We start from the raw sequence: 22442 nt of genomic DNA, 5'->3' as shown, positions 1-22442 counted from the left end.
CCCCCCCCCCCCCCCCCCCCCCCCCCCCCCCCCCCCCCCCCCCCCCCCCCCCCCCCCCCCCCCCCCCCGCCCCCCCCCCCCCCGCCCCCCCCCCCCCCCCCCCCCCCCCCCCCCCCCCCCCCCCCCCCCCCCCCCCCCCCCCCCGCCAGGGTACATCAACGGGCAGCGACTTTCAGTCCCGCGCACTCGCTCGCCAGTCCGGCCGCCATCTCGTGGACCATGTGGTTGAGCGCGTAGTTCAGCGCCGTGACGTGCTCGGAATCGGCGCCCATCATGTTGGTCTTGCTGCCGCTGGCGCGGAACTTGCGCGAGCGGGTGCCTTCGGGCGATGCGATCGACACGTCGACGGCGACCATGCCGTTGATGCGCATGTTGCCGAACCAGGAATAGGCGCGGATCAGTTTGACGTCGAGGTTCAGGGCGTCGGCCGCCGGGGCCGCACCCTGCTGCACCGTATAACCGTACTGCTTCAGGTTCGCCAGGCCGGCGCCGATCCACGGTTCCGGCGCGCCGGTGCGGATGGGCGCATCGGCGCCCATGCCCTCCTTCGAAAAGCGGTTGTCGCTGATGCTGACGACGTTGATGCGGCAGGCGCCGGGCAGCGCCGCCGGGGCCTTGTCGTTCACGCCGGCGTCGTACACGAGCGGCGTGGGCGGGGTGGTTTCCGGCGCGGCCAGCGCGGCGGCGCTGCAGGCCGCCAACAGCGCGGCGATCAGGATGCGGGCACTCATTGCGGTTGTCCTCCGGTGGTGTGCGGCAGGGAATACAGGTTGCCGTCGCCATGGCGCAGGATCGCGCGGGCGGGCAGGGTGTCGAGCACGGGGCCGTTGACCTTGATGTTGACCGGGCTGGCGTAGTTGGTGAGCGACAGCTGCGCTCCCTGCGCGGCGGCGGCGGGGCCGGCCGCGAGGTCGATGCCGATCATCCGGACGATCTGAGCGACGCCTTCGCCGGCGGCGCTGCGATACCGTTCTCCCTTGTTCTCGCCCCATGCGCCGAGCGAGGTGCTGCCGCCCGGTCCCACCGGCGCCGACTGGTAGTGATAGGTGTTGCGGTAGACCGGCTCCTCCTTGACCGCCTGGTGCAGCCTGGCCTCGGTCGTGATGTTCAGGTGGCGGAAGTCGGGCGAGAAGGTGTAGGAGGTGGTCAGGAGCATCAGGCCCTGGTTGGTCGCCAGGACGCTGTGGCGCTGCTTGATCTCCCTGCCGTGCAGGTGCTGGGCGGCGTGGTCGATGGCGCCGAAGCGCACGCTCTTTTCCGCGGCCAGCGCCTTCTCCAGCGAGGCGGTGAACAGCGAGCGGAAATCGAAATCGTCGACCGTGGCGTAGAAGGGCGCCAGCGCAGCCTGCACTTCGTTCTGGCGGCCTTCTCCGATCTTCGACACGATGACCGCGCCGAGCAGCCCGCCGCCGGCCGCCATCGCATCCGGCGTTGCCGCACGCACGATGACTTCATCCTGGGCCACGATGTCGATGACCTTGACCTCCGCCAGCTTTTCCCTGGCCAGCGGATCGAACGGCACGTGCGACGGCGTCGCACACCCTGCCAGCACAAGCGCAAACGCGCTCCCTACCAGACTTCTTGTCAGCATATCTCCCCCGGTTTTGTTATTCGCTATTTTCCGACCGGAATTAATTCTACTGAGGTATTGCACATGTGCTAACAAATATTTTGTAACCAGCCGGATGCGTACGGCTGGGCCGCCCACCCTCGGGGAAAAAGCGGTCGGCAAGCACAGGCGCCAGTGTCAAAGCCGCAAGGACTTCGCTACACTCATGTTTTGCATTTCATACATAACGGAGAGTCCATGCAGCCCACCCTCAAGCAGTGTTCCGCGTTCATCCTTGCCGCTTTCGCCGTCACGGCCGCGCAGGCCGACACCGTGATCGTCAACGCCAACGGATACACGCTCAACGCCAAGGGTGACCTGGTGCAGTTCAATGCGCTCGCCTTCGACGACAAGGGCAAGATCCTCGCCGTCGGCAACGCCGCCGAGGTGCAGGCCAAGGCGCCCAACGCGCGCCGCGTCGACATGGGAGGCAAGACCGTGCTGCCGGGCCTGATCGACGCCCACGGCCACGTGTTCGGCCTGGGCCAGATGCTGACCCAGCTCGATTTGTCGCAGGCGACCTCGCTCGAAGGCGCCCTGAAGGCGATTCAAGCGTATGCGCGCGCGAATCAAAACCAGGCCTGGCTGCGCGGACGCGGCTGGAACCAGGAAAACTGGAAGCTGGGACGCTTTCCGACCGCCGCCGACCTCGACCCGATCGTGAGCGACAAGCCGGTCTGGTTCGAGCGCGTCGACGGCCATGCGGGCTGGGCCAACAGCCGCGCGCTGGCGGCGGCCGGCATCACGGATCAAACCCCGGATCCGGCCGGCGGCAAGATCATGCGCGACGCTGCTGGTCGCGCCACCGGCGTGCTGGTCGACGCCGCGCAGGAGCTCGTGACCAAGGTCATGCCGGCGCAAACCGAGGCCGAGGGCCGCGTGGCGCTGGACCGTTCGCTGCAGGAGATGGCGCGCGTGGGCATCACCAGCACCCACGACGCCGGCCTGGGCGTGTTCGAGGACCGCCTGTACCGCGCCTATGCCGACCAGGGCAAGCTGACCGCGCGCATCTACGGCATGATCGGCGGCACCGACGGCGACTTCGACGCGCTGGCCAAGAACGGGCCCCTGAAAACCTATGGCAACGACATGTACGCGCTGCGCGCCGTGAAGCTGTATTCGGACGGCGCCCTGGGCAGCCGCGGCGCGGCGCTGCTGAAACCCTACAGCGACGAGCCGCATTCGCACGGCCTGCTGTTCTTCAATACCGCGCAGATGGACGCGAAGATGAAAAAGGCGATGGCGCGCGGCTACCAGGTCAACGTGCACGCGATCGGCGACGCCGGCAACAAGCAGATCCTCGACATCTACAAGAAGGAACTGGCGGCGACCAAAAGCGCGGCGCAACGCCACCGCATCGAGCATGCGCAGGTGGTGACCGCAAGCGACATCCCGCGCTTCAAGACGCTGGGCATCATCCCGTCGATGCAGCCAACCCATGCCACGTCCGACAAGAACATGGCCGAGAGCCGCGTCGGCGCCGAGCGCATCAAGGGCGCCTATGCCTGGCGCAGCTTCCTGCACCAGGGTTCGCGCATCGCCTGCGGTTCCGACTTCCCGGTCGAGTCGCCGAACCCCTTCTTCGGCATCCACGCCGCCGTCACGCGCCAGGACGCCTCCGGCCAGCCGGTCGCCGGCTGGTACCCGAACCAGGCGATGTCGCTCAAGGAAGCCTTCCGCTGCTTCACGCTCGACGCCGCTTGGGCCGGCCACGCCGAAAACACCCTCGGCTCGCTGGAGCCGGGCAAGTGGGCCGACTTCATCGTCATCGACCAGGACCTGTTCAAGATGCCGACCTACGACATCCACAAGACCGGCGTGCTGCAGACCTGGGTGGCGGGCAAGGCGGTGTATCAGAAGTAAAAGCGGAAACGCTGACGATATGGATTGACGAGGTTGTATAGACAAGCCTAGACTCTCGGAGAGTTGAGGGTTTGCGGAAGGGCCGCGGCCCTTCCATCCTTTTCAGGAGCTGCCATGACCCACGATTCGTCCCAAGTTGTCGATCCACGCTTCGATCCAACCCGCACCATCCGCGCCCCGCGCGGCACTGAACTGAGCTGCAAGAGCTGGCTGACCGAAGCGGCCTACCGCATGCTCCAGAATAACCTCGACGCCGAGGTGGCCGAAGACCCGCAGCGCCTGGTGGTCTACGGCGGCATCGGCCGCGCCGCGCGCAACTGGGAATGCTACGACCAGATCCTGGCTTCCCTGCGCGAGCTCGAGGACGACCAGACCCTGCTCATCCAGTCCGGCAAGCCGGTCGGCGTGTTCCAGACCCATGAGAATGCGCCGCGGGTGCTGCTGGCGAATTCCAACCTGGTGCCGAAGTGGGCCAACTGGGAGCATTTCAATGAGCTCGACCGCAAGGGCCTGTTCATGTACGGCCAGATGACGGCCGGCAGCTGGATCTACATCGGCACCCAGGGCATCGTCCAGGGTACCTATGAAACCTTCGCCGAAGCGGGCCGCCAGCATTTCAATGGCGACTGGGGCGGGCGCTGGATCCTGACTGCGGGCTTAGGAGGGATGGGTGGCGCCCAGCCCCTGGCCGCCACCTTCGCCGGCGCCGTGTCGCTCAACATCGAGTGCCAGCAGAGCAGCATCGATTTCCGCCTGCGCACCCGCTACCTCGACAAGCAGGCGAGGGACATCGACGAGGCGCTGGCCCTGATCAAGGAACACACGGGCAAGCGCGAGGCGGTCTCGATCGGCCTGCTCGGCAATGCGGCCGACGTGCTGCCGGAGCTGGTGCGCCGCGCCCGGGAAGGCGGCCTGGTGCCCGACCTGGTGACCGACCAGACCTCGGCCCACGACCTGATCCACGGCTACCTGCCGCAGGGCTGGACCGTGCAGGAGTGGAAAGCGGCGCAGGCCGACCCGTCGCAGCACGCGCGCCTCAAAGCTGCAGCCGCCGCCTCCTGCGCCGTGCACGTGCGCGCCATCCTCGACTTCAAGGCCATGGGCGCCCATGCGGTCGACTACGGCAACAACATCCGGCAGGTGGCGCTGGACGAGGGCGTCGAGCAGGCCTTCGACTTCCCCGGCTTCGTGCCGGCCTATATCCGCCCGCAGTTCTGCGAAGGCCGCGGCCCCTTCCGCTGGGTGGCGCTGTCCGGCGACCCGGAAGACATTTATAAAACCGACGCCAAGATCAAGGAGCTGTTCCCGCAGCATGCGCAGGTGCACCGCTGGCTCGACATGGCGCGCGAGCGCATTGCCTTCCAGGGCCTGCCGGCGCGCATCTGCTGGCTGGGCCTGGGCGAGCGCCACATCGCGGGCCTCGCCTTCAACGAGATGGTGAAGAACGGCGAGCTGAAGGCGCCGATCGTCATCGGCCGCGATCACCTCGACACCGGCTCGGTCGCCAGCCCGAACCGCGAAACGGAAAGCATGCGCGATGGGACCGATGCCGTGTCCGACTGGCCGCTGCTGAACGCCATGCTCAATACCGCCGGCGGCGCCACCTGGGTCTCGCTGCACCACGGCGGCGGCGTCGGCATGGGCTACTCGCAGCACTCGGGCGTCGTCATCGTTGCCGACGGCACCGAGGCGGCCGCCAAGCGCCTCGCGCGCGTGCTGGTCAACGACAGCGGCTCGGGCGTCATGCGCCACGCCGACGCCGGCTACGAATCCGCCATCGCCTGTGCCAAGCGCACCGGCCTGAACCTCCCGATGATCAAGTAAGGTAGTCAAGAACATGATGAACGCATCGCAGCACGGCTGGACCCTGAACCCTGGCGCCTTGAGCCTCGCGGACCTGCGCGCGGCCTGGGCCGCCCACTTCCCGATTGCCTTGTCGGCGGACAGCGCGGCACCGATCGCCGCCTCGGCGGCCCTGGTCAAAACCATCGTCGACAAGGGAGATCCTGCCTACGGCATCAACACCGGCTTCGGCATCCTGGCCAAGGCCCACATCCCGAACGATCAACTGGAACAGCTCCAGCGCAACCTGATCCTGTCGCATGCGGTAGGTACCGGCGAGCTCATTTCCGACGCCGTCGTGCGCCTGATCCTGCTGACCAAGATCGGCAGCCTGGCGCGCGGCTATTCCGGCGTGCGCCCGCTGATCATCGACACCCTGATCGCCATCTACAACGCGGGCATCATGCCGGCCATCCCCTCGCAGGGCTCGGTCGGCGCCTCGGGCGACCTGGCGCCGCTGGCGCACATGACCCTGGCCATCATGGGCGTGGGCCCGGTGCGCTACAAGGGCGAACTGATGGACGCCGGCGCGGCGCTGGCGGCGTGCGGCATCGAACCGGTGACGCTGGCCGCGAAAGAGGGCCTGGCGCTGATCAACGGCACGCAGGTGTCGACCGCGCTGGCCCTGCACGGCCTGTTCATGGCCGAGCGCCTGGTGGAAGCGGCGATGGTCACCGGCGCCTTGTCGGTGGACGCCGCGCGCGGCAGCGACGCGCCTTTCGACGCCCGCATCCACGCGGTGCGCGGCCAGCCGGGCCAGATCGCCGCCGCCGCCATCTACCGCGAACTGGTCAAGGGCAGCGCGATCCGCGCATCCCACCTGGTCGGCGACGAGCGCGTGCAGGACCCGTACAGCCTGCGCTGCCAGCCGCAGGTGATGGGCGCCGTGATGGACCTGGTCGCCAACGCCAGCCGCACGCTGCTGATCGAAGCCAATGCCGTCACCGACAACCCCTTGCTGTTCCCCGACGATGGCGCGATCGTCTCGGGCGGTAACTTCCACGCCGAGCCGGTGGCGTTCGCCGCCGACACGCTGGCGCTGGCCATCGCCGAAATCGGCGCACTGTCCGAGCGCCGCATCGCCCTGCTGATCGACGCCAACCTGTCGGGCCTGCCCGCCTTCCTGGTGCGCGAGCCGGGCCTGAACTCGGGCTTCATGATCGCCCACGTGACGGCGGCCGCGCTGGCCTCGGAAAACAAATCGCTGGCGCACCCGGCCAGTGTCGACAGCCTGCCGACCTCGGCCAACCAGGAAGACCACGTTAGCATGGCCACCTTCGCGGCGCGCCGTCTCGACCAGATGGCGCACAATACGGCGGTTATTGTCGGGATCGAACTGCTGGCGGCAGCCCAGGGCATCGAGTTCCACCGCCCGCTGGCCAGCTCGGAGCACCTGGAGCACGTGCATGCCCAGCTGCGCGCGCGCGTGGCGGCATTCGACGCCGACCGTTTCTTTGCACCCGACATCGAGGCGGCGCGCTTGATGGTGGTGAGAGGCGAGCTGTCAGCATCATGCAAGGACTTGTTCGCAGTATTACATCCTTAACTCAACCTTCGCACAGGAGCAGTAATGGATTTCCGGTTCAAGGCAGGTGACGCCCCGATGCTGTTGTCGATGCCGCACGTGGGCACCGACATTCCCGACGAGGTCGCAGCGCACATGACGCCCTGCGCGCTGGCGAAAGCCGACACCGACTGGCACCTGGCCGAACTCTACGAGTGCGCCGACCGGCTCGGCATCTCGACGCTGGCGGCGCGCTGGTCGCGCTATGTCATCGACCTGAACCGGCCGCCGGAAAACACGAACCTGTATCCGGGCATGGACACGACCGGCCTGTGCCCGCTCGACTCCTTCGGGCGCGAAAGCCTGTACCAGGAGGGCAGAACGCCGGACCAGGCGGAAGTAGCGCGCCGCCTGGAGCGCTACTGGCGGCCCTACCACAACCAGCTGCGCGCGGAACTCGGCCGCCTACTGGCCCTGCACGGGCGCGTGGTGCTGTGGGATGCACACTCGATCGCCTCGCGCGTGCCGCGCTTCTTCGAGGGCCGCCTGCCGGACCTGAATTTTGGTACGGCCGAAGGAAAATCCTGCGATCCCGGCCTGGAACGCGCGGTGGTGGACGTGGCACGCAGCCAGGACCGCTTCTCGATTGCGGTGAACGGCCGTTTCAAGGGCGGCCACATCACGCGCTTCTACGGCCAGCCGGGGGAGGGCGTGCATGCGATCCAGCTCGAGATGTGCCAGTGTCTCTACATGGACGAGGCGCCGCCGTTCGCCTACCGACCCGACGTCGCGGCCGAGGTGCAGCCGCTGCTCGGCGACATGATGCAGGCCGCCCTCGACTGGGTGCGCGCATGAACGCCCTGTTCGCACGGCATGCGTTATTACCGGATGGCTGGCAGGGCGACGTCCTCATCGAATGGGACGGCCGCGGCAACCTGACCCGGGTCGAACCCCATGCGCGCCCGCCGATCGGCGTCGCCCGCGCCGATTACGTGGTGCCGGGCATGGTCAACCTGCATTCGCACGCCTTCCAGCGCGCGCTGGGCGGCCTGACCGAGAAGGCGGGAGACGGCCCGGACAGCTTCTGGACCTGGCGCGACCTGATGTACCGCTTCGCCGCCAACATCACGCCGGAACAGCTGGAAGCCATCGCGGCCCAGCTGTTCTCCGAATGCCTGCGCCACGGCTACACCTCGCTGTGCGAGTTCCACTACATCCAGCGCGACCCGCGAGGCGCCTTCTACGCCCGCCCGGCCGAAATGGCCGAACGCATCGCGGCCGCCGGCCAGCATGCCGGCATGGGCCTGACCCTGCTGCCGGTGCTGTACAGCCACAGCGGCTTCGGCGAGCAGCCCTTGACGCCGCAGCAGGCGCGCTTTCGCACCGACGTCGACGACGTGCTGCGCATCGTGGAAAGCCTGGCGCCGCTGCGCGGCGGCCAGCTGGAAGTCGGCGCCGCGCCCCATTCGCTGCGCGCGGCCGGCATCGAGCAGATCCGCGAGCTGGTACAGGCATTGCCGGGCGGGCGGCCGCTGCACATCCACATCGCCGAGCAGCCGGGCGAGGTCAGGCAGAGCATCGAGTTCTCGAGCCGGCGCCCGGTCGAGTACCTGCTCGAGCACGTCGACATCGATGCGCGCTGGTGCCTGGTGCATGCGACCCACCTGAGCGACGAGGAAACCCTGGCCCTGGCCGCCAGCGGGGCGGTGGCCGGCCTGTGCCCGACGACCGAGGCCAACCTGGGCGACGGATTGTTCCCGCTGCCCGCCTACCTGGCCGCGGGCGGGCGCTTCGGCATCGGCAGCGACAGCCATATCTCGCAGAGCCCGGTCGAAGAACTGCGCTGGCTCGAATACGGGCAGCGCCTGGTGCGCGGCAGCCGGAATGTCGCCGCCACCCCAGCGCGGCGCGACGTTGGACTGAACCTGTGGCAGGATGCGCTATCCGGTGGCGCGCAGGCGTCCGGACGGCCGGTCGGCGCCCTGGCGACGGGGCGGCGCGCCGACCTGCTGGTGCTCGACAGCGCGCATCCGAACCTGGAGGGCGCGCTGGAAACCGACGTGCTCGGCCGGCTGGTCTTCTGCGGCAACGACAACCTGGTGCGCGACGTGCTGGCGGGCGGGCGCTGGGTGGTGCAGGGCGGCCGCCACATGGCGCAGGAAGCGATCGCGCGCCGCTACCGGGAAGCCATCAACCAGTTGCGCGAGGCACAAAAATGAACATCCTGATTCCGTTTGCCGGGCTCTCGGCGCTGCCGTGGAAGAATGGCGGCGGCAGTACCACCACGATTGCGATCGGTCCGCCGGAGGCCGGCTTCGAGGACTTCGACTGGCGCGTCAGCCTGGCCACGATTTCCGAGGACGGGCCGTTCTCGCGCTTTCCGGGCGTGGACCGCACCCTGGCCCTGGTCGACGGCCACGGCATGACGCTCGACATCGACGGCAGCGAGCGCGTCATCATCTGCGAGAGCGGGCCGGTGCTGGCCTTCGACGGCGACTCGGAAGTGGTGGCCAAGCTCAATCGCGGCCCGACCACCGATTTCAACGTGATGACCCGCAGCGAACGCTGCTACCATCAGTTCGGGCGCCGCCGCCTGGCCGGCAAGTCGAAGTTCGTGGCGCGCGCCGACCTGACCATCATGTTCCTGGCCGAAGGCGAGAGCCTGGAAATTGCCAGCGATTCGGAGCGCATCAACATGGTGCGCTACGACGCCGTGATGTTCGATCCGGGCACGGTGTGGTCGCTCGAGACCACGCAAGCCGTGATCTTCATTGTCGACATTTTCTACTACAACGAGGAAGAAGAAGATGAGTGAGCGCCACGGCCCGCGATACGATGCGGTGTTTGCGAACGTGAACCTGGCCACGATGGTCGACGGCTACGGCGACATCAAGGATGGCGCGATCGCCGTGCACCACGGCCGCATCGCCTGGCTCGGCCCGCGCCGCGAAGCGCCGCGCGCCGCCGTCATCCACGATTGCGACGGCGCCTGGATGACGCCCGGCCTGGTCGACTGCCATACCCACATCGTCCACGCCGGCAACCGCAGCGACGAGTGGGAAGCGCGGTTGGAGGGCGCGAGCTACGAGGACATCGCGCGCGCCGGCGGCGGCATCATGTCCACCGTGCGCGCGACGCGCGCGGCGACCGTCGAGGACCTGCTGCGCGAAAGCGCGCCGCGCGTCTCGCAACTGCTGGCCGAGGGCGTGACCACGCTCGAGATCAAATCGGGCTACGGCCTGAACCTGCAAGGGGAGGCGAACCTGCTGCGCGCCGCGCGCCGCATGGGAGAATTGCTGCCGGTGCGCGTGCGCACCACCTTCCTCGGGGCGCATGCGCTGCCGCCGGAATTCGCCGGCCGTGCCGACGACTACATCGCCGAGGTGGCCGAGCGCATGCTGCCGCTGCTGGTGAAGGAAGGCCTGGTCGATGCGGTCGACGCCTTCTGCGAGCACATCGGGTTTACCTACGACCAGACCGAGCGCGTGTTCGCCGCCGCCAAACGGCTCGGCCTGCCCGTGAAACTGCATGCCGAACAGCTGTCCGAACAGCGCGGCGCCGAACTGGTGGCGCGCTACCGCGGCCTGTCGGCCGACCATTTGGAACACCTGAATCCGGCCGGCATCCAGGCCATGGCGGCGGGCGGCACGGTGGCCGTCCTGCTGCCGGGCGCATATTACTTCCTGCGCGAGACCAAGGCGCCGCCGATCGAGGCCTTGCGCGCGGCCGGCGTGCCGCTGGCGATCGCCACCGACTGCAATCCCGGCACCTCGCCCATGACCTCGCTGCTGCTGGCGCTGAACATGGCCTGCACCCTGTGGCGCCTGACCCCGCGCGAGGCGCTGCTCGGCGCCACCGTGCACGCGGCGCGCGCGCTCGGCCTGCACACCGAGGTCGGCACCCTGGAAGTCGGCAAGCGCGCCGATTTCGCCTTGTGGGACATCGCGCGGCCGGCCGAGCTGGCATACGCGATCGGCTTCAATCCCTGCCAGGCGGTCGTCAACGGCGGCGTGATGCGCGAACGCGATATCGGGCTGCCGGCCGGGTTTTGACGACTGCGCTTGAGCAGGAAACGATAAGCCCCGGCGCGTGAGCCGGGGCTTTCTGTATGTTTACAGCGATTGCAACTTCGCGCGCGTGGCCGACACCGCCCGGTGCAGCATGCGCTCGGCATGGAAATCGTTTTCGCGCTGGGCTGCGATGGCGTGCAGGCTGCGTGTGTAGTTGTCGAGGCGGGAGCGCAGCCAGGCCTTGTAGAGCTGCCGGGTAACCGGTTTCAGGATGGATCTCATGGTCTCTCCTTATGCGAAGAGCACATTCTCGTTGCGCGTCTTTTATTGCACTTGTGATAACTCAATCGTGCGACAGCCGGTTTCACCTATTGACGAACCTCAAGTCATCCATCTCCAGCTCGGTAATTATAGGTATCAGACAATCCGTAAGAGAGGTAAGCAATTGTAAGAACAACCACTTCTGACGATCTCACCCGGCTATAGTGAAATCGTTGATTTCCAGTCTCCCCTCCCCATCCTAAAAAATGGGTTCGCCCACGGCACCTCACGGTCCCGTGGGTTTTTTATTGTGCAAACGGTTGAGCTTAGCGCGCGTAACAAAGCCCCTAGGGCAAGGCGCATCGTCGAAGACAGTACGTTAGTACGGCGAGACGAATGCAACGCAGCCATAGGGGCTTTGTTAGGTGCGCTTAAGCCGCGCGGCGTGCGAGGTGGTCGAGCGACTCGCCGGTCACGCGGCAGATGCGCCATTCCGGCAGGATCTCGGCGCCCATCGTTTGGTAGAAACCGATGGCCGGTTCGTTCCAGTCCAGCACCGACCACTCGAAGCGGCCGCAATTGCGTTCCACGGCGATCTGCGCCAGGCGCGACAGCAGCTGGGTGCCGTAGCCCTTGCCCCGGTGCGATTGGCGCACGTACAGGTCTTCGAGGTACAGGCCCTTCTTGGTGAGGAAGGTCGAGAAATTATGGAAGAACAGGGCGAAGGCGACCACTTCACCGTTTTCCTCGCCGACGATCGCCTCGGCGGCCGGGCGGGCGCCGAACAGGCCCTCGTGTAGCAGTTCCTCGGTGGCGACGACCATGTGCTCGAGTTTCTCGAACACGGCCAGCTCGACGATCATCGAGTGGATGTGGGTGATATCGGCAGGTTCGGCGGGACGGATGGAAAAATGGGTGACAGCGGTCATGGGGTTTCGATGGCGTTGTTCGCGTTGTTCAGGGAGGGTTGCACCGGTTTGGCTGCGGGTGCGCGCAGGGCCCAGGCCACGCTGGCCAGGCACAGGATCATGCCCAGGAATTCGACGGGACCCGGGCGGTAATGTTCGAGCTGGATCGACAGCAGCACCGACAGCACCGGCGTGATGACGCCGATGTACACGGCCTTCTGCGGACCGATGCGGTTGATCAGCGTGAAATAGGCGAGGAAGGCGATCACCGATCCGAACAGGGACAGGTAGAGCAGGCCCAGCGTATAGGTGAGGGACGGCGGCGCGACAAAGCGCTGGCCGCTCAGGACGGCATAGACCGCGACCAGCAGCGTGCCCCAGAGCATGGACCAGGCGGTGGTCAGCATGACGTTGCTCGATTGGGCGCGCACCTTGCCGACGACGATGCTGCCGGCCGAGCTGGCAATCGTGGCGACCAGCGCCAGCACCACGCCCAGCAGGAACTGGCCGCTGCCGCCGACCTGCATGTCGCGCCAGGCGGTGCCGATCGAGTGATAGAACAGCAGGGCGACGCCGCCGGTGGCCACCGCGCCGGCGCCCCAGGTGCGCGGCGCGATCGGCGTGCCGTGGAAGATGCGTCCCAGCACGGGCGTCCAGAACACCATCAGCGCGAACAGCACGGCCACCAGGCCGGACACGACGACTTCTTCCGCCTGGTAGGTGCAGATATACGACAGGCCGAAGGTCGCCATCCCCTGCAGCATCAGCCATTTCTGGGTACGCCAGGGCAGCTGCAGCTTGTGGCCACGCATCATGCAGATGGCAAACAGGGTGGCCGAAGCCAGCGCAAACCGGTAAACGACGGAAACGGATGGAGGCACTTCGCCCAGCTGCAAGGTGATGGCCCAGAAGGTCGAACCCCAGATCAGCGAGGCGATGGTGAACAGGACGGAAGTAGGCATCGCGGAAGTATACGTGCTTTCCGCGTTGCCCGTTATCCATAAATTGATGCCTGGCCCCGCACGCCGGGGCAGGTGCACGCCCTCAGGCCGGCGCCGCCCCGGATGGTGACGCGATGTGTCGCAGGCGCACCACGTTCGCCCTCAATGCGTGACGCGGGTCTGGTAGCCGTTGCTCACCAGGCGCACGCGTTCGCCGGGCCGGAACAGCTCGTCCGCGGCCTGGGTGATGGCGCGCAGTTCGCCGCTGTCGAGTTTCACGGTGATCTCGAAACCGGGACGGTTGTTGGCGCTGGCCTCGACGCGCTGGCCGAGCAGGCCGCCCGCGATGGCGCCGACGATGCTGGCCGCGGCCGAGCCCCTGCCGCTGCCGGCATACGAGCCCGCCAGGCCGCCAAGCGCCGCGCCGCCCATGGTGCCGACGCCCGATTCCGTATTGGCGATGATCACGTTGCGCACCGACTCGACGGTGCCGGTGCGCACGACTTGTTCGTTCTGGGTCTGGTAGGCGCGGTAGACGCTGGCCGAAGGCGGCGGCGTGGCGCAGCCGGCAAGCACGGCTGCTAGGCTAAGGGCAAGGGGCAGGGCGAGGGGCAGGGTGGCTTTCATGACGACCTCCGGCAAGCGCAATGTGTTTGCGCCAAGCTTACTCCTCGAAAGCGTGCCGCGCACACGTGGTGCGCAGTGCGGGAGCCGGTTCTTCAGTAGGCGACGTTCAGGCGGCGGTACAGGAAGCCCAGCACGAACAGCGGCCCGATCAACAGGAAGCGCAGGTCTTCCAGGAAGGACGGTTTCTTGCCCTCGATCTTGTGGCCGATGAACTGGCCGATCCAGGCCACCACGAACACGGCGATCGACAGCGGCAGCACCGTCATCGGCGGCATCATCGCGAGAATGCCCAGCATGACGGCCGACATCGCCAGCATGCCGTAGGCGAAGGGTTTCGAGAGCTGAAAGTAATACCACATCGATCCGAGCACCGCGGCCAGCGCCACCACCGGATGCAGCGACCACAGGATGCCCAGCAGCGAAAACACGATCAGCGGCACGCACACGAAGTGGAACAGCTCGTTGGTCGGGTTGCGGTGGCTTTCGCTGTACTGGTCGAGCAGTACGTGGATGTTGCGGGCGTTGTTCGGCTGTGCGGTCTGGTCCATGGGTGTCTCCGGCCGGGATTGTTATGCCGCCGATTCTACACCGGCGCCGCCGTTTTCAGGCCACCTCGGCCGGCTGCGGCACGGGGGCCGGGCGCGCGCCCAGGCGCATGTGCGGATGGTTGGCGAACAGCTCCGAGACCCATTCGACGAACACGCGCACCTTGGCCGACATGTGGCGGTTCTGGGGGTAGACGATGTGCACGGGCAGCGGGTCGCTGACCCATTCCGGCAGCACCCGCACCATGCGCCCATCCTCGACGTGGCGCATCAGGAGGTAGTCGGTCATATGGATGATCCCGAGCCCGGCCAGCCCGGCCTGCACGTAGGCGTTGGAATCGTTCAGGACGATCACGCCGGGCAGCGGCACCTCGATCCGCTCGTCGCCGCGGTTGAAGTCCCAGTTCGAGATCCGGCCTGTCTTGGCCGAGAAGTAATTGACGCAGCGGTGACGCGCCAGGTCGCCCGGATGCTGCGGCACGCCGTAACGCGCCAGGTAGGAAGGCGCCGCCGCCGTGACGAAGTTGATCACGCCGACGCGCCGCGCGATCAGGCTGGTGTCGACCACGGTCCCGCCGCGCACTGCGCAATCGACCCCTTCCTCGACCAGCTCGACGGGACGGTCCGTGCTGCCCAGTTCGAGCGTGATGTCGGGGTAGCGCTCGAAAAAGGCGGGCAGGGCCGGTATCAGGATTTCGCTCGCCAGCCCGGTGGGCGTGTCCACGCGCAGGCGCCCGCTCGGATTGACGCGCATGCGCGACAGCGATTCCTCGGCGTCGCGCACGTCCGAGAGGATGCGGATGCAGCGCTCGTAGTAGGCGGCCCCGTCCGAGGTCAGCGTGACCTGGCGGGTGGTGCGGTGCAGGAGCTTGGCCGAGAGCGAACTCTCCAGCGCTTGCACCAGGGTCGAGACGGTGGCCTTGGGCAGGTCGAGCATCTCGGCCGCGCGCGTAAAACTGCCGGTGTCGACCACCTGCACGAAGACTTCCATTGCCTGCAGCTTATTCATTTTTCCTCGTCCGTTCAGACTTTGACTGATTTTTCGCTTATTGTTCGCGTTTCCTGAACAATCAATTCGAAATTGCCGTCTTTATCAGATTGTAGTCGATGTCTATAGTGCTGGTACTGGAGCAGCAAACCAGATAACCGGCAGCAGGAGCAGGCAATGAAAACGCGGGAAACCTTTGTAGCAACGGTCGTACTGGCCATCGGCATGCTGGCAATGGCCGGCCTGATCGGCAGCGGCGCCTATGCGCAGGCGGCGGGCGCCGAGGCACGCGGCGTGCATGCGCTATCGACGGTCGTGGCGCAGGCGGTGTGCACCGAGCCGGCCACGCTAGTGGCTGCGGCGCCGGAGGCGGCACAATGAATGCGCCACGCGAGAATGCCGCCGCATCCCTGAACCCGGGCGCCGACGACGTGCGCGTGCGCGAACTCGAAGTGGGCGGCGAGCAGGGACCCCTGAAAGCGCGCCTGTACACGGCCGGCGCTCCCGCCGCTGCCTCCAGCAAGCGCGACACCCTGATCGTCTTCTTCCACGGCGGCGGCTTCGTCGGGGGCGACCTGGACGACGCCGACGGCTTCCTGCGCCACCTGGCCAACGCCAGCGGCTCGCAGGTCGTCCTGGCTTCCAACTACACGCTCGCCACCGTGCGTCCCTTCCCGGCGGCGGTCGAGGATGCCCACGCCGTGCTGCTGTGGGCAAAGAAAAACAAGACCAAACTCGGCTGGAACGGCAAGCGCATGCTGGTGGCCGGCATCGAGGCCGGCGCCAACCTGGCCGCTGTCTGCGCGCTGATGTCGCGCGACCGCGGCGCTCCCAAGCTGGCCGGCCAGATCCTCCTGATGCCGATGCTCGACCCCGGCCTGTCGACCTGTTCGATGCGCGAAATGCCGCAGTGCCCGGACCGGGAACAGCTGGCCGACGGCTGCGCCGCCGCCTACCGCGGCTATCTGCCGAACGCGGCCGACCGTACCCACCCGTATGCCTCGCCCCTGCAGTCGAGCCGGCTGAAGAACCTGCCGCCGGCCCTGATCCTGTCGGCCGAGGACGACCCGCTGCGCGACGAGGCGGAAGCCTATGGCGCCAAGCTGGCCAGCTTCGGGGTCGAGGCCACCGTGCGCCGCCTGCTGCCGGCGCTGCAGCAGGCTGGCGACCGCAACGAGTGCGCCTGCGAAGCGCCGGCGCTGGTCGAAATCGCAGCCTTCATCGCAAGCCTCGGCGGGCAGGAGGCCCCGCCCGGCTAAGTCAGCACCTCTTTCCGCTTTTCATATCACCGATTGACCAGGACACGCGCCTAAAACAGGCGCGGCGAGCCCCCTTTTTCCCGCGATTCGTCGCCGGGCGGGACGGGTGTCGCCGACTGATTAACATTCTTACAAGAAAATGGAGTTCAACATGAGAAACCATCGCCGATTCGCCGCCGTCGTGCGGCCACTCGCGGCAGCGCTGGCCACCGCCGGCCTGCTCGCCGCCACCCTGTCCGGCTGCAGCGACGCTACCGGCAAGGCGGCCGCTACCGCGCCTGCCGCGCCGCCCGTGTCGGCCGCCCTGGTGCTGGAAAAGCCGGTTGCCGAAACCCAGGAATTCTCGGGCCGGCTGGAAGCGGTCGAGCAGGTCGAGATCCGTTCGCGGGTCAGCGGCTTCATCACCGCCGTCAACTTCAAGCCAGGTAGCGAAGTCAAGAAGGGCGATGTCCTGTTCGTGGTCGACCCGCGCCCTTACCAGGCCGAGGCGACGCGCGCCGCGGCTGCCGCTGCGTCGGCGCGGGCCAAGCTGGAACTGGCGCGGCGCGAGCTGGCGCGCGCCGAGAGCCTGCTGGCCGACAAGGCGATCGCGAAACGCGAGTTCGACGAGGCGCTCTCGGCCCAGAAGGAACTCGAAGCCAACGCCAACGCCGCCCAAGCCCAATACGAGTCGGCGCGCCTGAACCTGGCCGATACGCGCGTGGTGTCGCCCATCGACGGGCGCGTCTCGAAGGCCGAGATCACCCTCGGCAACCTGGTCGACCCGAGCGCCGTGCTGACCACGGTCGTGTCCCTCGACCGCATCTACGCCAGCTTCGACGGCGACGAGGAGACTTACCTGCGCGTCGGCGCGCGTGCCCAGCAGGGCGCCCCGGTCAGCGTGCGCGTGGGCCTGGCCAACGAAACGGGCTTCCCGCATGAAGGCCGTCTCGAATTCGTCGACAACCGGCTCGACGCCGGCACCGGCAGCGTGCGCATGCGCGCCGTGTTCGAGAACCGCGGGCGCAGCCTGGTGCCGGGCCTGTTCGCGCGTGTCCAGCTGGGCGCGGCCGACAGCCGCCAGGCGGTCCTGATCAGCGACCGCGCCGTCAGCACCGACCAGAGCCGCAAGTTCGTGGTCGTGGTCGATGCCGCCAACAAGGCCGAATACCGGCAGGTGGCGCTCGGTCCCGTCATCGATGGGCTGCGCGTGGTGCGCTCGGGCCTGAAGGCCGGGGAGAAGATCGTCGTCAACGGCCTGCAGCGCGTGCGTCCGGGCGAACCGCTGGCGCCGCGCATGGTGCCGATGCAGGAGCAGCCGGCGCTGGCCCTCGCTGCGGCGACCGGCGCCAAGGAGTGATGTGATGAACATTTCCCGCTTCTTTGTCGACAAGCCGATTTTCGCAGCGGTGCTGTCGGTGCTGGTGTTCGTCGGCGGCCTGATCTCGATCTTTCAGCTGCCGGTGTCCGAATACCCCGACGTGGTGCCGCCTTCGGTGGTGGTGCGCGCCCAGTACCCGGGCGCGAATCCGAAGATCATCGCCGAAACGGTGGCCGCCCCCCTCGAGGAACAGATCAACGGCGTCGAGAACATGCTCTACATGTCCTCGCAAAACACCTCGGACGGCGCCCTGATGCTGACGCTCACCTTCGCCATCGGCACCGATATCGAACAGGCCGAGTCGCAGGTGCAGAACCGCGTCCAGCGCGCGCTGCCGCGCCTGCCCGAGGAGGTGCGCCAGATCGGCGTCACCACCGTCAAAAGCTCGCCGAATCTCACCATGGTGGTGCACCTGCGCTCGCCCGACGGCCGCTACGACGACCTTTACCTGCGCAACTACGCCACCCTCAATATCAAGGACAGGCTGGCGCGTATCGACGGCATGGGCGAGGTCCAGCTCTTCGGTTCCGGCGACTATGCGATGCGCGTCTGGCTCGACCCGCAGAAGGTCGCCGCGCGCGGCTTAACGGCGGGCGACGTGGTCGATGCGATCCGCGAGCAGAACGTGCAGGTGGCGGCCGGCGTGATCGGCCAGGGACCGGCGAAGGGCGCCGAGTTCCAGCTCACGGTGAACACCCAGGGCCGCTTGCAAACGGTCGAGGAGTTCGGCCAGATCATCGTCAAGACCGGCGAGGATGGCGCCACCACCCTGCTCAAGGATGTGGCGCGCCTGGAGATGGGCTCGAATTCCTATGCCCTGCGCTCGCTCCTGAACAACAAGTCCGCGGTCGCGATCCCGATCTTCGAGGCGCCCAATGCCAACGCATTGCAGCTCTCGACCGACGTACGTGCGACGATGGACGCGTTGTCGAAAGATTTCCCGGAAGGCGTCGAATACAGCATTGTGTACGACCCGACCCAATTCGTGCGCGAGTCGATCGACTCCGTCATCCGCACCCTGCTGGAAGCCATCGTCCTGGTCGCCCTGGTGGTGATCGTGTTCCTGCAAAGCTGGCGCGCCTCGCTCATTCCGCTGCTGGCGGTGCCGGTGTCGGTGGTTGGTACCTTCGCCGTGATGCTGATGTTCGGCTTCTCGATCAACACCTTGTCCCTGTTCGGCCTGGTGCTGGCGATCGGCATCGTGGTCGACGACGCCATCGTCGTGGTCGAGAACGTCGAGCGCAACATCGCCAGCGGCCTGTCGCCGCACGACGCGACGATCCAGGCGATGAAGGAGGTCAGTGGCCCGATCATCGCCATCGCCCTGGTGCTGTGCGCGGTGTTCGTGCCGATCGCTTTCGTATCGGGCCTGACCGGCCAGTTCTACCGCCAGTTCGCGCTCACGATTGCGATCTCCACCGTGATCTCGGCGTTTGCCTCGCTGACCCTGGCGCCCGCCTTGTCAAGCGCCCTGCTGCAGCGGCACGACGCGCCGAAGGACCGCCTGACGCGCATGATCGACGCCGTGTTCGGCCGCTTCTTCGCCGCCTTCAACCGCTTCTTCGGGCGCGCTTCGCATCGCTACGAAGGCGGCGTCAAGACGGTCCTGCGCCGCAAGACCCTGTCGCTGGCGGTGTATGCGCTGCTGGGCGTCGGTGCCGTCGTCATGTTCAAGGCCGTGCCGCCGGGCTTCGTGCCGCAGCAGGACAAGGCTTACCTGATCGGCTTTGCCCAGCTGCCCGACGCCGCTTCGCTCGACCGCACCGACGCCGTGATCCGCAAGATGTCGGCGATCGCCCAGGAGATCCCCGGTGTCGATTCCTCGGTGGCCTTCCCTGGCCTGTCGATCAACGGTTTCACCAATGCGCCGAACGCGGGCATCGTGTTCACCACCCTGAAGCCGTTCAGCGAGCGGCGCGGCAAGGAGCAGTCGGCCGCAGCGATTGCCGCGGAGATCAACAAGCGCATGGGCGCGGTCGAAGACGCCTTCGTGATGGTGCTGCCGCCGCCGCCCGTCAATGGTCTCGGCACCACCGGCGGCTTCAAGATGATGCTGGAAGACCGCGGCAACCTCGGTTACGACGCGCTCTACCAGGCGACCCAGGCAATCCAGGCCAAGGCCTGGGGCGACCCGCGCCTGCAGGGCGTGTTCTCGAGCTTCCAGATTAACGTGCCGCAGCTGTCCGCGGACGTCGACCGGGTCAAGGCCAAGCAGCTCGGCGTGCCGCTGCACACCATCTACCAGACGCTGCAGGTGAACCTCGGCTCGCTGTATGTGAACGACTTCAACCAGTTCGGCCGCACTTACCAGGTGCGGGTCCAGGCGGACGCCCAGTTCCGCTCGCAGCCGGAGCAGATCGCCCAGCTGAAGGTGAGGAGCAGCAAGGGCGAGATGATCCCGCTGTCGTCCCTAATGCAGGTGAAGGACAGCTATGGCCCGGACCGCGTGCAGCGCTATAACGGCTATGTCTCGGCCGACCTGAACGGCGGCCCGGCGGCGGGCGTGTCCTCGGGCCAGGCCCAGGCCATCATGGAGCAGATCGCGAAGGACACGCTGCCCAAGGGGATCGCCTACGAGTGGACCGACCTGACTTACCAGGACATCCTGTCGGGGAACACGATGGTCTACGTCTTCCCGCTGTGCGTGCTGCTGGTGTTCCTGGTGCTGGCCGCCCAGTACGAAAGCTGGACGCTGCCCCTGGCCGTGATCCTGATCGTGCCGATGTCGATCCTGTGCGCGCTGGCCGGCGTGAAGCTTACCGGCGGCGACAACAACGTGTTCACCCAGATCGCGCTGTTCGTGCTGGTCGGCCTGGCCTCGAAGAACGCGATCCTGATCGTGGAATTTGCGCGCGAGCTGGAACACCACGGCCGCAGCGTGGTCGAGGCCGCGCTGGAAGCGAGCCGCCTGCGCCTGCGTCCGATCCTGATGACCTCGATCGCCTTCATCATGGGCGTGGTGCCCCTCGTGTTTTCGAGCGGCGCCGGCGCCGAGATGCGCCAGGCCATGGGCGTGGCCGTGTTCGGAGGCATGCTGGGCGTGACCTTCTTCGGCCTGTTCCTGACCCCGCTGTTCTATGTCCTGCTGCGCACCCTCGCGAAGCGTTTCGAGAAACCGGCCGCACGCCCCGTCGCCGTGGCCGCCGAAGGAGTCCCGCAATGAATAAGATGATCGCACGCGGCCTCGCGCCGCTCGTCGCTGCACTGCTGCTGTCCGCCTGCGCAGCCCCGGCCTTCCAGCAGCCGAAGCTCGACGTCCCGGCCGCCTTCAAGGAGACGCAGGACCCGGTACGCACGGCCGCCGACGGCAGCCGCTGGCAACCGGCGCGACCGGCCGAGGCGCAGCCGCGCGGCGAATGGTGGCTGGCCTTCGGCGACCCGGCCCTGAACGCACTGGTGGCCGAGGCCACGCGCAACAATGCCAGCCTGGCGGTGGCCGCCGCCCGTGTCAGGCAGGCCAGGGCGATTGCCGGCATCGCGCAGGCGGACCGCAGCCCGCAGCTGGGACTCGGCGCCGGCGCCCAGCGTACCCGGCCGTCGCCACTGGAAGCGGGCCTGCCGCAGGGGACGGGCGTGGCGCCCGCAACCACTTACACGGCCAGCCTGAGCGCGAGCTACGAGGTCGACCTGTTCGGCCGCGTGGCGGCCGGCGTCGAGGCGGCGCGCCAGGATGCGGGGGCAGTCGAAGCCAGCTACCGTTCGGTGCTGCTGTCGCTGCAGGCGGACGTGGCGCAGACCTGGTTCCGGCTGCGCGCCCTGGATGCCGAACTGGACACCGTGGAGCGGGCGGTGCGCCTGCGCGCGGAAAGCGTCGCGGTTAACCAGCGCCGCTTCGACCTCGGCGACATCGGCGAATTCGACCTGGCGCGCGCCAGGACCGAGCTGGCGGCGAGCCGCGCCGAAGCGGTCGGCCTGCAGCGCCAGCGCACGACGGCGGAACATGCGCTGGCGGTGCTGCTGGGGAGCCCTGCGTCGCAATTCAGCGCCGCCACGGCGCCGCTGCCCGAGGACGCCGCCATGCCGCATATTCCCGCCGGGCTGCCTTCGACCCTGCTCGAGCGCCGGCCCGACATCGCCGGCGCCCAGCGTGCGATGGAAGCGGCCAACGCGCGCATCGGCGTGGCGCGCGCGGCGATGTTCCCGGCGCTGAACATCAGCGCCGCGGGCGGCGGCGTGGGCGGGACGGTGGCCGAGGTGTTCACCTGGAGCAGCCGCTCCTGGGTACTGGGGGCGCTGCTCAATCTGCCGCTGGTCGACGGCGGGCGCAACGCGGCCAATGTCGCGCGCAGCGAAGCGGCGCTGGAGGAAGCCGTCGGCGCCTACCGCCAGAGCGTGCTGGGCGCCTTTGCCGAGGTCGAGGACAACCTGGCCGGGCTGCGCATCCTGGCCGAGCAGGGCGCCCAGCTGGACGAGGCCGTGCTGTCGGCGCGCCGTTCCGCCGACCTGGCGCGCAAGCTCTACGATGCCGGCCGCTCGAGCTACCTCGACCTGCTCGACGCCCAGCGCAACCTGGCGGCGGCCGAGCGCAGCGCCGTCCAGCTGCGCGGCAACCGCGCCCTGACCACGGTGGCGCTGATCCGCGCCCTCGGCGGCGGCTGGGAGTCGCCTGCCTCGCAGGAGCTGGCGCGCAACTGAGCGGCCATTGGTCTCCTTGGCGGCGGCGCGCGGTGGCGGCCGCCGCTTTTTTTCGTGCGTCCAGGGAGACTGGGCGGCAGCTAGAATGCA

Annotated in this window: 20 protein-coding genes; 12 read left to right on the top strand and 8 right to left on the bottom strand. The window is 67.6% G+C overall.

What is annotated here, in order from left to right:
- Positions 1-155: 155 nt before the first annotated feature.
- Positions 156-731, bottom strand: a complete 576-nt coding sequence (locus ACWCIA_RS11220) for a hypothetical protein (RefSeq protein ID WP_454163279.1) — start codon at positions 729-731, stop codon at positions 156-158.
- Complete coding sequence (locus ACWCIA_RS11215) at positions 728-1591, bottom strand: hypothetical protein (protein ID WP_454163277.1); 864 nt, start codon at positions 1589-1591, stop codon at positions 728-730. The genes ACWCIA_RS11220 and ACWCIA_RS11215 overlap by 4 nt, the downstream gene beginning before the upstream one ends.
- A gap of 216 nt (positions 1592-1807) precedes the next feature.
- Between ACWCIA_RS11215 and ACWCIA_RS11210 the strand changes: the two genes are divergently transcribed.
- The 7 genes from ACWCIA_RS11210 to hutI all read left to right on the top strand — a co-directional run bounded on the left by ACWCIA_RS11210 (position 1808) and on the right by hutI (position 10870).
- Positions 1808-3472 (top strand): amidohydrolase, encoded by a 1665-nt coding sequence (locus tag ACWCIA_RS11210; RefSeq protein WP_454163275.1) that lies wholly within the window; start codon positions 1808-1810, stop codon positions 3470-3472.
- Positions 3473-3586: 114 nt separating this feature from the next.
- Positions 3587-5296, top strand: coding sequence for a urocanate hydratase (gene hutU, locus ACWCIA_RS11205; RefSeq protein ID WP_454163273.1), 1710 nt, complete (start codon positions 3587-3589; stop codon positions 5294-5296).
- Positions 5297-5312: 16 nt separating this feature from the next.
- Positions 5313-6860, top strand: a complete 1548-nt coding sequence (gene hutH / locus ACWCIA_RS11200) for a histidine ammonia-lyase (protein ID WP_454163289.1) — start codon at positions 5313-5315, stop codon at positions 6858-6860.
- Between the two features lie 24 nt (positions 6861-6884).
- Complete coding sequence (hutG, locus tag ACWCIA_RS11195) at positions 6885-7673, top strand: N-formylglutamate deformylase (RefSeq protein ID WP_454163271.1); 789 nt, start codon at positions 6885-6887, stop codon at positions 7671-7673.
- Positions 7670-9037: a formimidoylglutamate deiminase gene (locus tag ACWCIA_RS11190; RefSeq protein ID WP_454163269.1), complete on the top strand. Its 1368-nt coding sequence runs from the start codon at positions 7670-7672 to the stop codon at positions 9035-9037. Before hutG ends, ACWCIA_RS11190 begins: the two co-directional genes overlap by 4 nt.
- Positions 9034-9633, top strand: coding sequence for a HutD/Ves family protein (locus ACWCIA_RS11185; protein WP_454163267.1), 600 nt, complete (start codon positions 9034-9036; stop codon positions 9631-9633). The genes ACWCIA_RS11190 and ACWCIA_RS11185 overlap by 4 nt, the downstream gene beginning before the upstream one ends.
- Entirely contained in the window at positions 9626-10870 is a 1245-nt protein-coding gene (gene hutI / locus ACWCIA_RS11180; RefSeq protein WP_454163265.1) for an imidazolonepropionase, read from the top strand. The genes ACWCIA_RS11185 and hutI overlap by 8 nt, the downstream gene beginning before the upstream one ends.
- A 60-nt stretch (positions 10871-10930) precedes the next feature.
- Here the strand turns inward: hutI and ACWCIA_RS11175 are convergent, their stop codons facing one another.
- The 6 genes from ACWCIA_RS11175 to ACWCIA_RS11150 all read right to left on the bottom strand — a co-directional run bounded on the left by ACWCIA_RS11175 (position 10931) and on the right by ACWCIA_RS11150 (position 15119).
- A complete protein-coding gene (locus ACWCIA_RS11175) occupies positions 10931-11110 on the bottom strand; it encodes a hypothetical protein (protein ID WP_454163263.1) in 180 nt (59 codons plus the stop codon).
- Between the two features lie 410 nt (positions 11111-11520).
- Positions 11521-12018: an N-acetyltransferase family protein gene (locus ACWCIA_RS11170; protein WP_454163262.1), complete on the bottom strand. Its 498-nt coding sequence runs from the start codon at positions 12016-12018 to the stop codon at positions 11521-11523.
- On the bottom strand, positions 12015-12959 hold the full coding sequence (locus ACWCIA_RS11165) for a DMT family transporter (RefSeq protein WP_454163261.1): 945 nt from the start codon (positions 12957-12959) through the stop codon (positions 12015-12017). The genes ACWCIA_RS11170 and ACWCIA_RS11165 overlap by 4 nt, the downstream gene beginning before the upstream one ends.
- Before the next feature lie 141 nt (positions 12960-13100).
- Positions 13101-13565: a glycine zipper 2TM domain-containing protein gene (locus ACWCIA_RS11160; RefSeq protein WP_454163260.1), complete on the bottom strand. Its 465-nt coding sequence runs from the start codon at positions 13563-13565 to the stop codon at positions 13101-13103.
- A 92-nt stretch (positions 13566-13657) separates the two neighbouring features.
- Entirely contained in the window at positions 13658-14113 is a 456-nt protein-coding gene (locus ACWCIA_RS11155) for an Mpo1 family 2-hydroxy fatty acid dioxygenase (protein ID WP_454163259.1), read from the bottom strand.
- Between the two features lie 55 nt (positions 14114-14168).
- Positions 14169-15119, bottom strand: a complete 951-nt coding sequence (locus tag ACWCIA_RS11150) for a LysR family transcriptional regulator (RefSeq protein WP_454163257.1) — start codon at positions 15117-15119, stop codon at positions 14169-14171.
- A 156-nt stretch (positions 15120-15275) separates the two neighbouring features.
- Between ACWCIA_RS11150 and ACWCIA_RS11145 the strand changes: the two genes are divergently transcribed.
- The 5 genes from ACWCIA_RS11145 (at position 15276) to ACWCIA_RS11125 (ending at position 22352) form a co-directional block, all read left to right on the top strand.
- Complete coding sequence (locus tag ACWCIA_RS11145; protein ID WP_454163256.1) at positions 15276-15479, top strand: hypothetical protein; 204 nt, start codon at positions 15276-15278, stop codon at positions 15477-15479.
- On the top strand, positions 15476-16357 hold the full coding sequence (locus ACWCIA_RS11140; RefSeq protein ID WP_454163255.1) for an alpha/beta hydrolase: 882 nt from the start codon (positions 15476-15478) through the stop codon (positions 16355-16357). The genes ACWCIA_RS11145 and ACWCIA_RS11140 overlap by 4 nt, the downstream gene beginning before the upstream one ends.
- 151 nt (positions 16358-16508) lie before the next feature.
- The gene (locus ACWCIA_RS11135) at positions 16509-17696 is read left to right on the top strand and encodes an efflux RND transporter periplasmic adaptor subunit (protein WP_454163254.1); all 1188 of its coding nucleotides are present in this window, start codon (positions 16509-16511) and stop codon (positions 17694-17696) included.
- A gap of 4 nt (positions 17697-17700) precedes the next feature.
- Positions 17701-20880 carry an efflux RND transporter permease subunit gene (locus tag ACWCIA_RS11130; protein ID WP_454163253.1) on the top strand — a complete coding sequence of 1060 codons (3180 nt, stop codon included), beginning with the start codon at positions 17701-17703 and terminating at the stop codon, positions 20878-20880.
- Positions 20877-22352, top strand: coding sequence for an efflux transporter outer membrane subunit (locus ACWCIA_RS11125; protein WP_454163252.1), 1476 nt, complete (start codon positions 20877-20879; stop codon positions 22350-22352). The genes ACWCIA_RS11130 and ACWCIA_RS11125 overlap by 4 nt, the downstream gene beginning before the upstream one ends.
- Positions 22353-22442 lie beyond the last annotated feature (90 nt).

It is taken from the genome of Massilia sp. SYSU DXS3249, from assembly GCF_053668055.1.
The sequence above is the reverse complement of the archived record's forward strand: the minus strand, read 5'-3'. Positions and strand labels throughout refer to the sequence as shown.

Coding starts and splice junctions, on each gene's coding strand:
- ACWCIA_RS11175 (WP_454163263.1), bottom strand. CDS start 11,110: ATGAGATCCATCCTGAAACCGGTTACCCGGCAGCTCTACAAGGCCTGG.
- hutU (WP_454163273.1), top strand. CDS start 3,587: ATGACCCACGATTCGTCCCAAGTTGTCGATCCACGCTTCGATCCAACC.
- ACWCIA_RS11165 (WP_454163261.1), bottom strand. CDS start 12,959: ATGCCTACTTCCGTCCTGTTCACCATCGCCTCGCTGATCTGGGGTTCG.
- ACWCIA_RS11170 (WP_454163262.1), bottom strand. CDS start 12,018: ATGACCGCTGTCACCCATTTTTCCATCCGTCCCGCCGAACCTGCCGAT.
- ACWCIA_RS11190 (WP_454163269.1), top strand. CDS start 7,670: ATGAACGCCCTGTTCGCACGGCATGCGTTATTACCGGATGGCTGGCAG.
- hutH (WP_454163289.1), top strand. CDS start 5,313: ATGAACGCATCGCAGCACGGCTGGACCCTGAACCCTGGCGCCTTGAGC.
- ACWCIA_RS11140 (WP_454163255.1), top strand. CDS start 15,476: ATGAATGCGCCACGCGAGAATGCCGCCGCATCCCTGAACCCGGGCGCC.
- ACWCIA_RS11150 (WP_454163257.1), bottom strand. CDS start 15,119: ATGAATAAGCTGCAGGCAATGGAAGTCTTCGTGCAGGTGGTCGACACC.
- ACWCIA_RS11155 (WP_454163259.1), bottom strand. CDS start 14,113: ATGGACCAGACCGCACAGCCGAACAACGCCCGCAACATCCACGTACTG.
- ACWCIA_RS11220 (WP_454163279.1), bottom strand. CDS start 731: ATGAGTGCCCGCATCCTGATCGCCGCGCTGTTGGCGGCCTGCAGCGCC.
- ACWCIA_RS11160 (WP_454163260.1), bottom strand. CDS start 13,565: ATGAAAGCCACCCTGCCCCTCGCCCTGCCCCTTGCCCTTAGCCTAGCA.
- ACWCIA_RS11145 (WP_454163256.1), top strand. CDS start 15,276: ATGAAAACGCGGGAAACCTTTGTAGCAACGGTCGTACTGGCCATCGGC.
- ACWCIA_RS11130 (WP_454163253.1), top strand. CDS start 17,701: ATGAACATTTCCCGCTTCTTTGTCGACAAGCCGATTTTCGCAGCGGTG.
- ACWCIA_RS11185 (WP_454163267.1), top strand. CDS start 9,034: ATGAACATCCTGATTCCGTTTGCCGGGCTCTCGGCGCTGCCGTGGAAG.
- ACWCIA_RS11135 (WP_454163254.1), top strand. CDS start 16,509: ATGAGAAACCATCGCCGATTCGCCGCCGTCGTGCGGCCACTCGCGGCA.
- ACWCIA_RS11215 (WP_454163277.1), bottom strand. CDS start 1,591: ATGCTGACAAGAAGTCTGGTAGGGAGCGCGTTTGCGCTTGTGCTGGCA.
- ACWCIA_RS11210 (WP_454163275.1), top strand. CDS start 1,808: ATGCAGCCCACCCTCAAGCAGTGTTCCGCGTTCATCCTTGCCGCTTTC.
- hutG (WP_454163271.1), top strand. CDS start 6,885: ATGGATTTCCGGTTCAAGGCAGGTGACGCCCCGATGCTGTTGTCGATG.
- hutI (WP_454163265.1), top strand. CDS start 9,626: ATGAGTGAGCGCCACGGCCCGCGATACGATGCGGTGTTTGCGAACGTG.
- ACWCIA_RS11125 (WP_454163252.1), top strand. CDS start 20,877: ATGAATAAGATGATCGCACGCGGCCTCGCGCCGCTCGTCGCTGCACTG.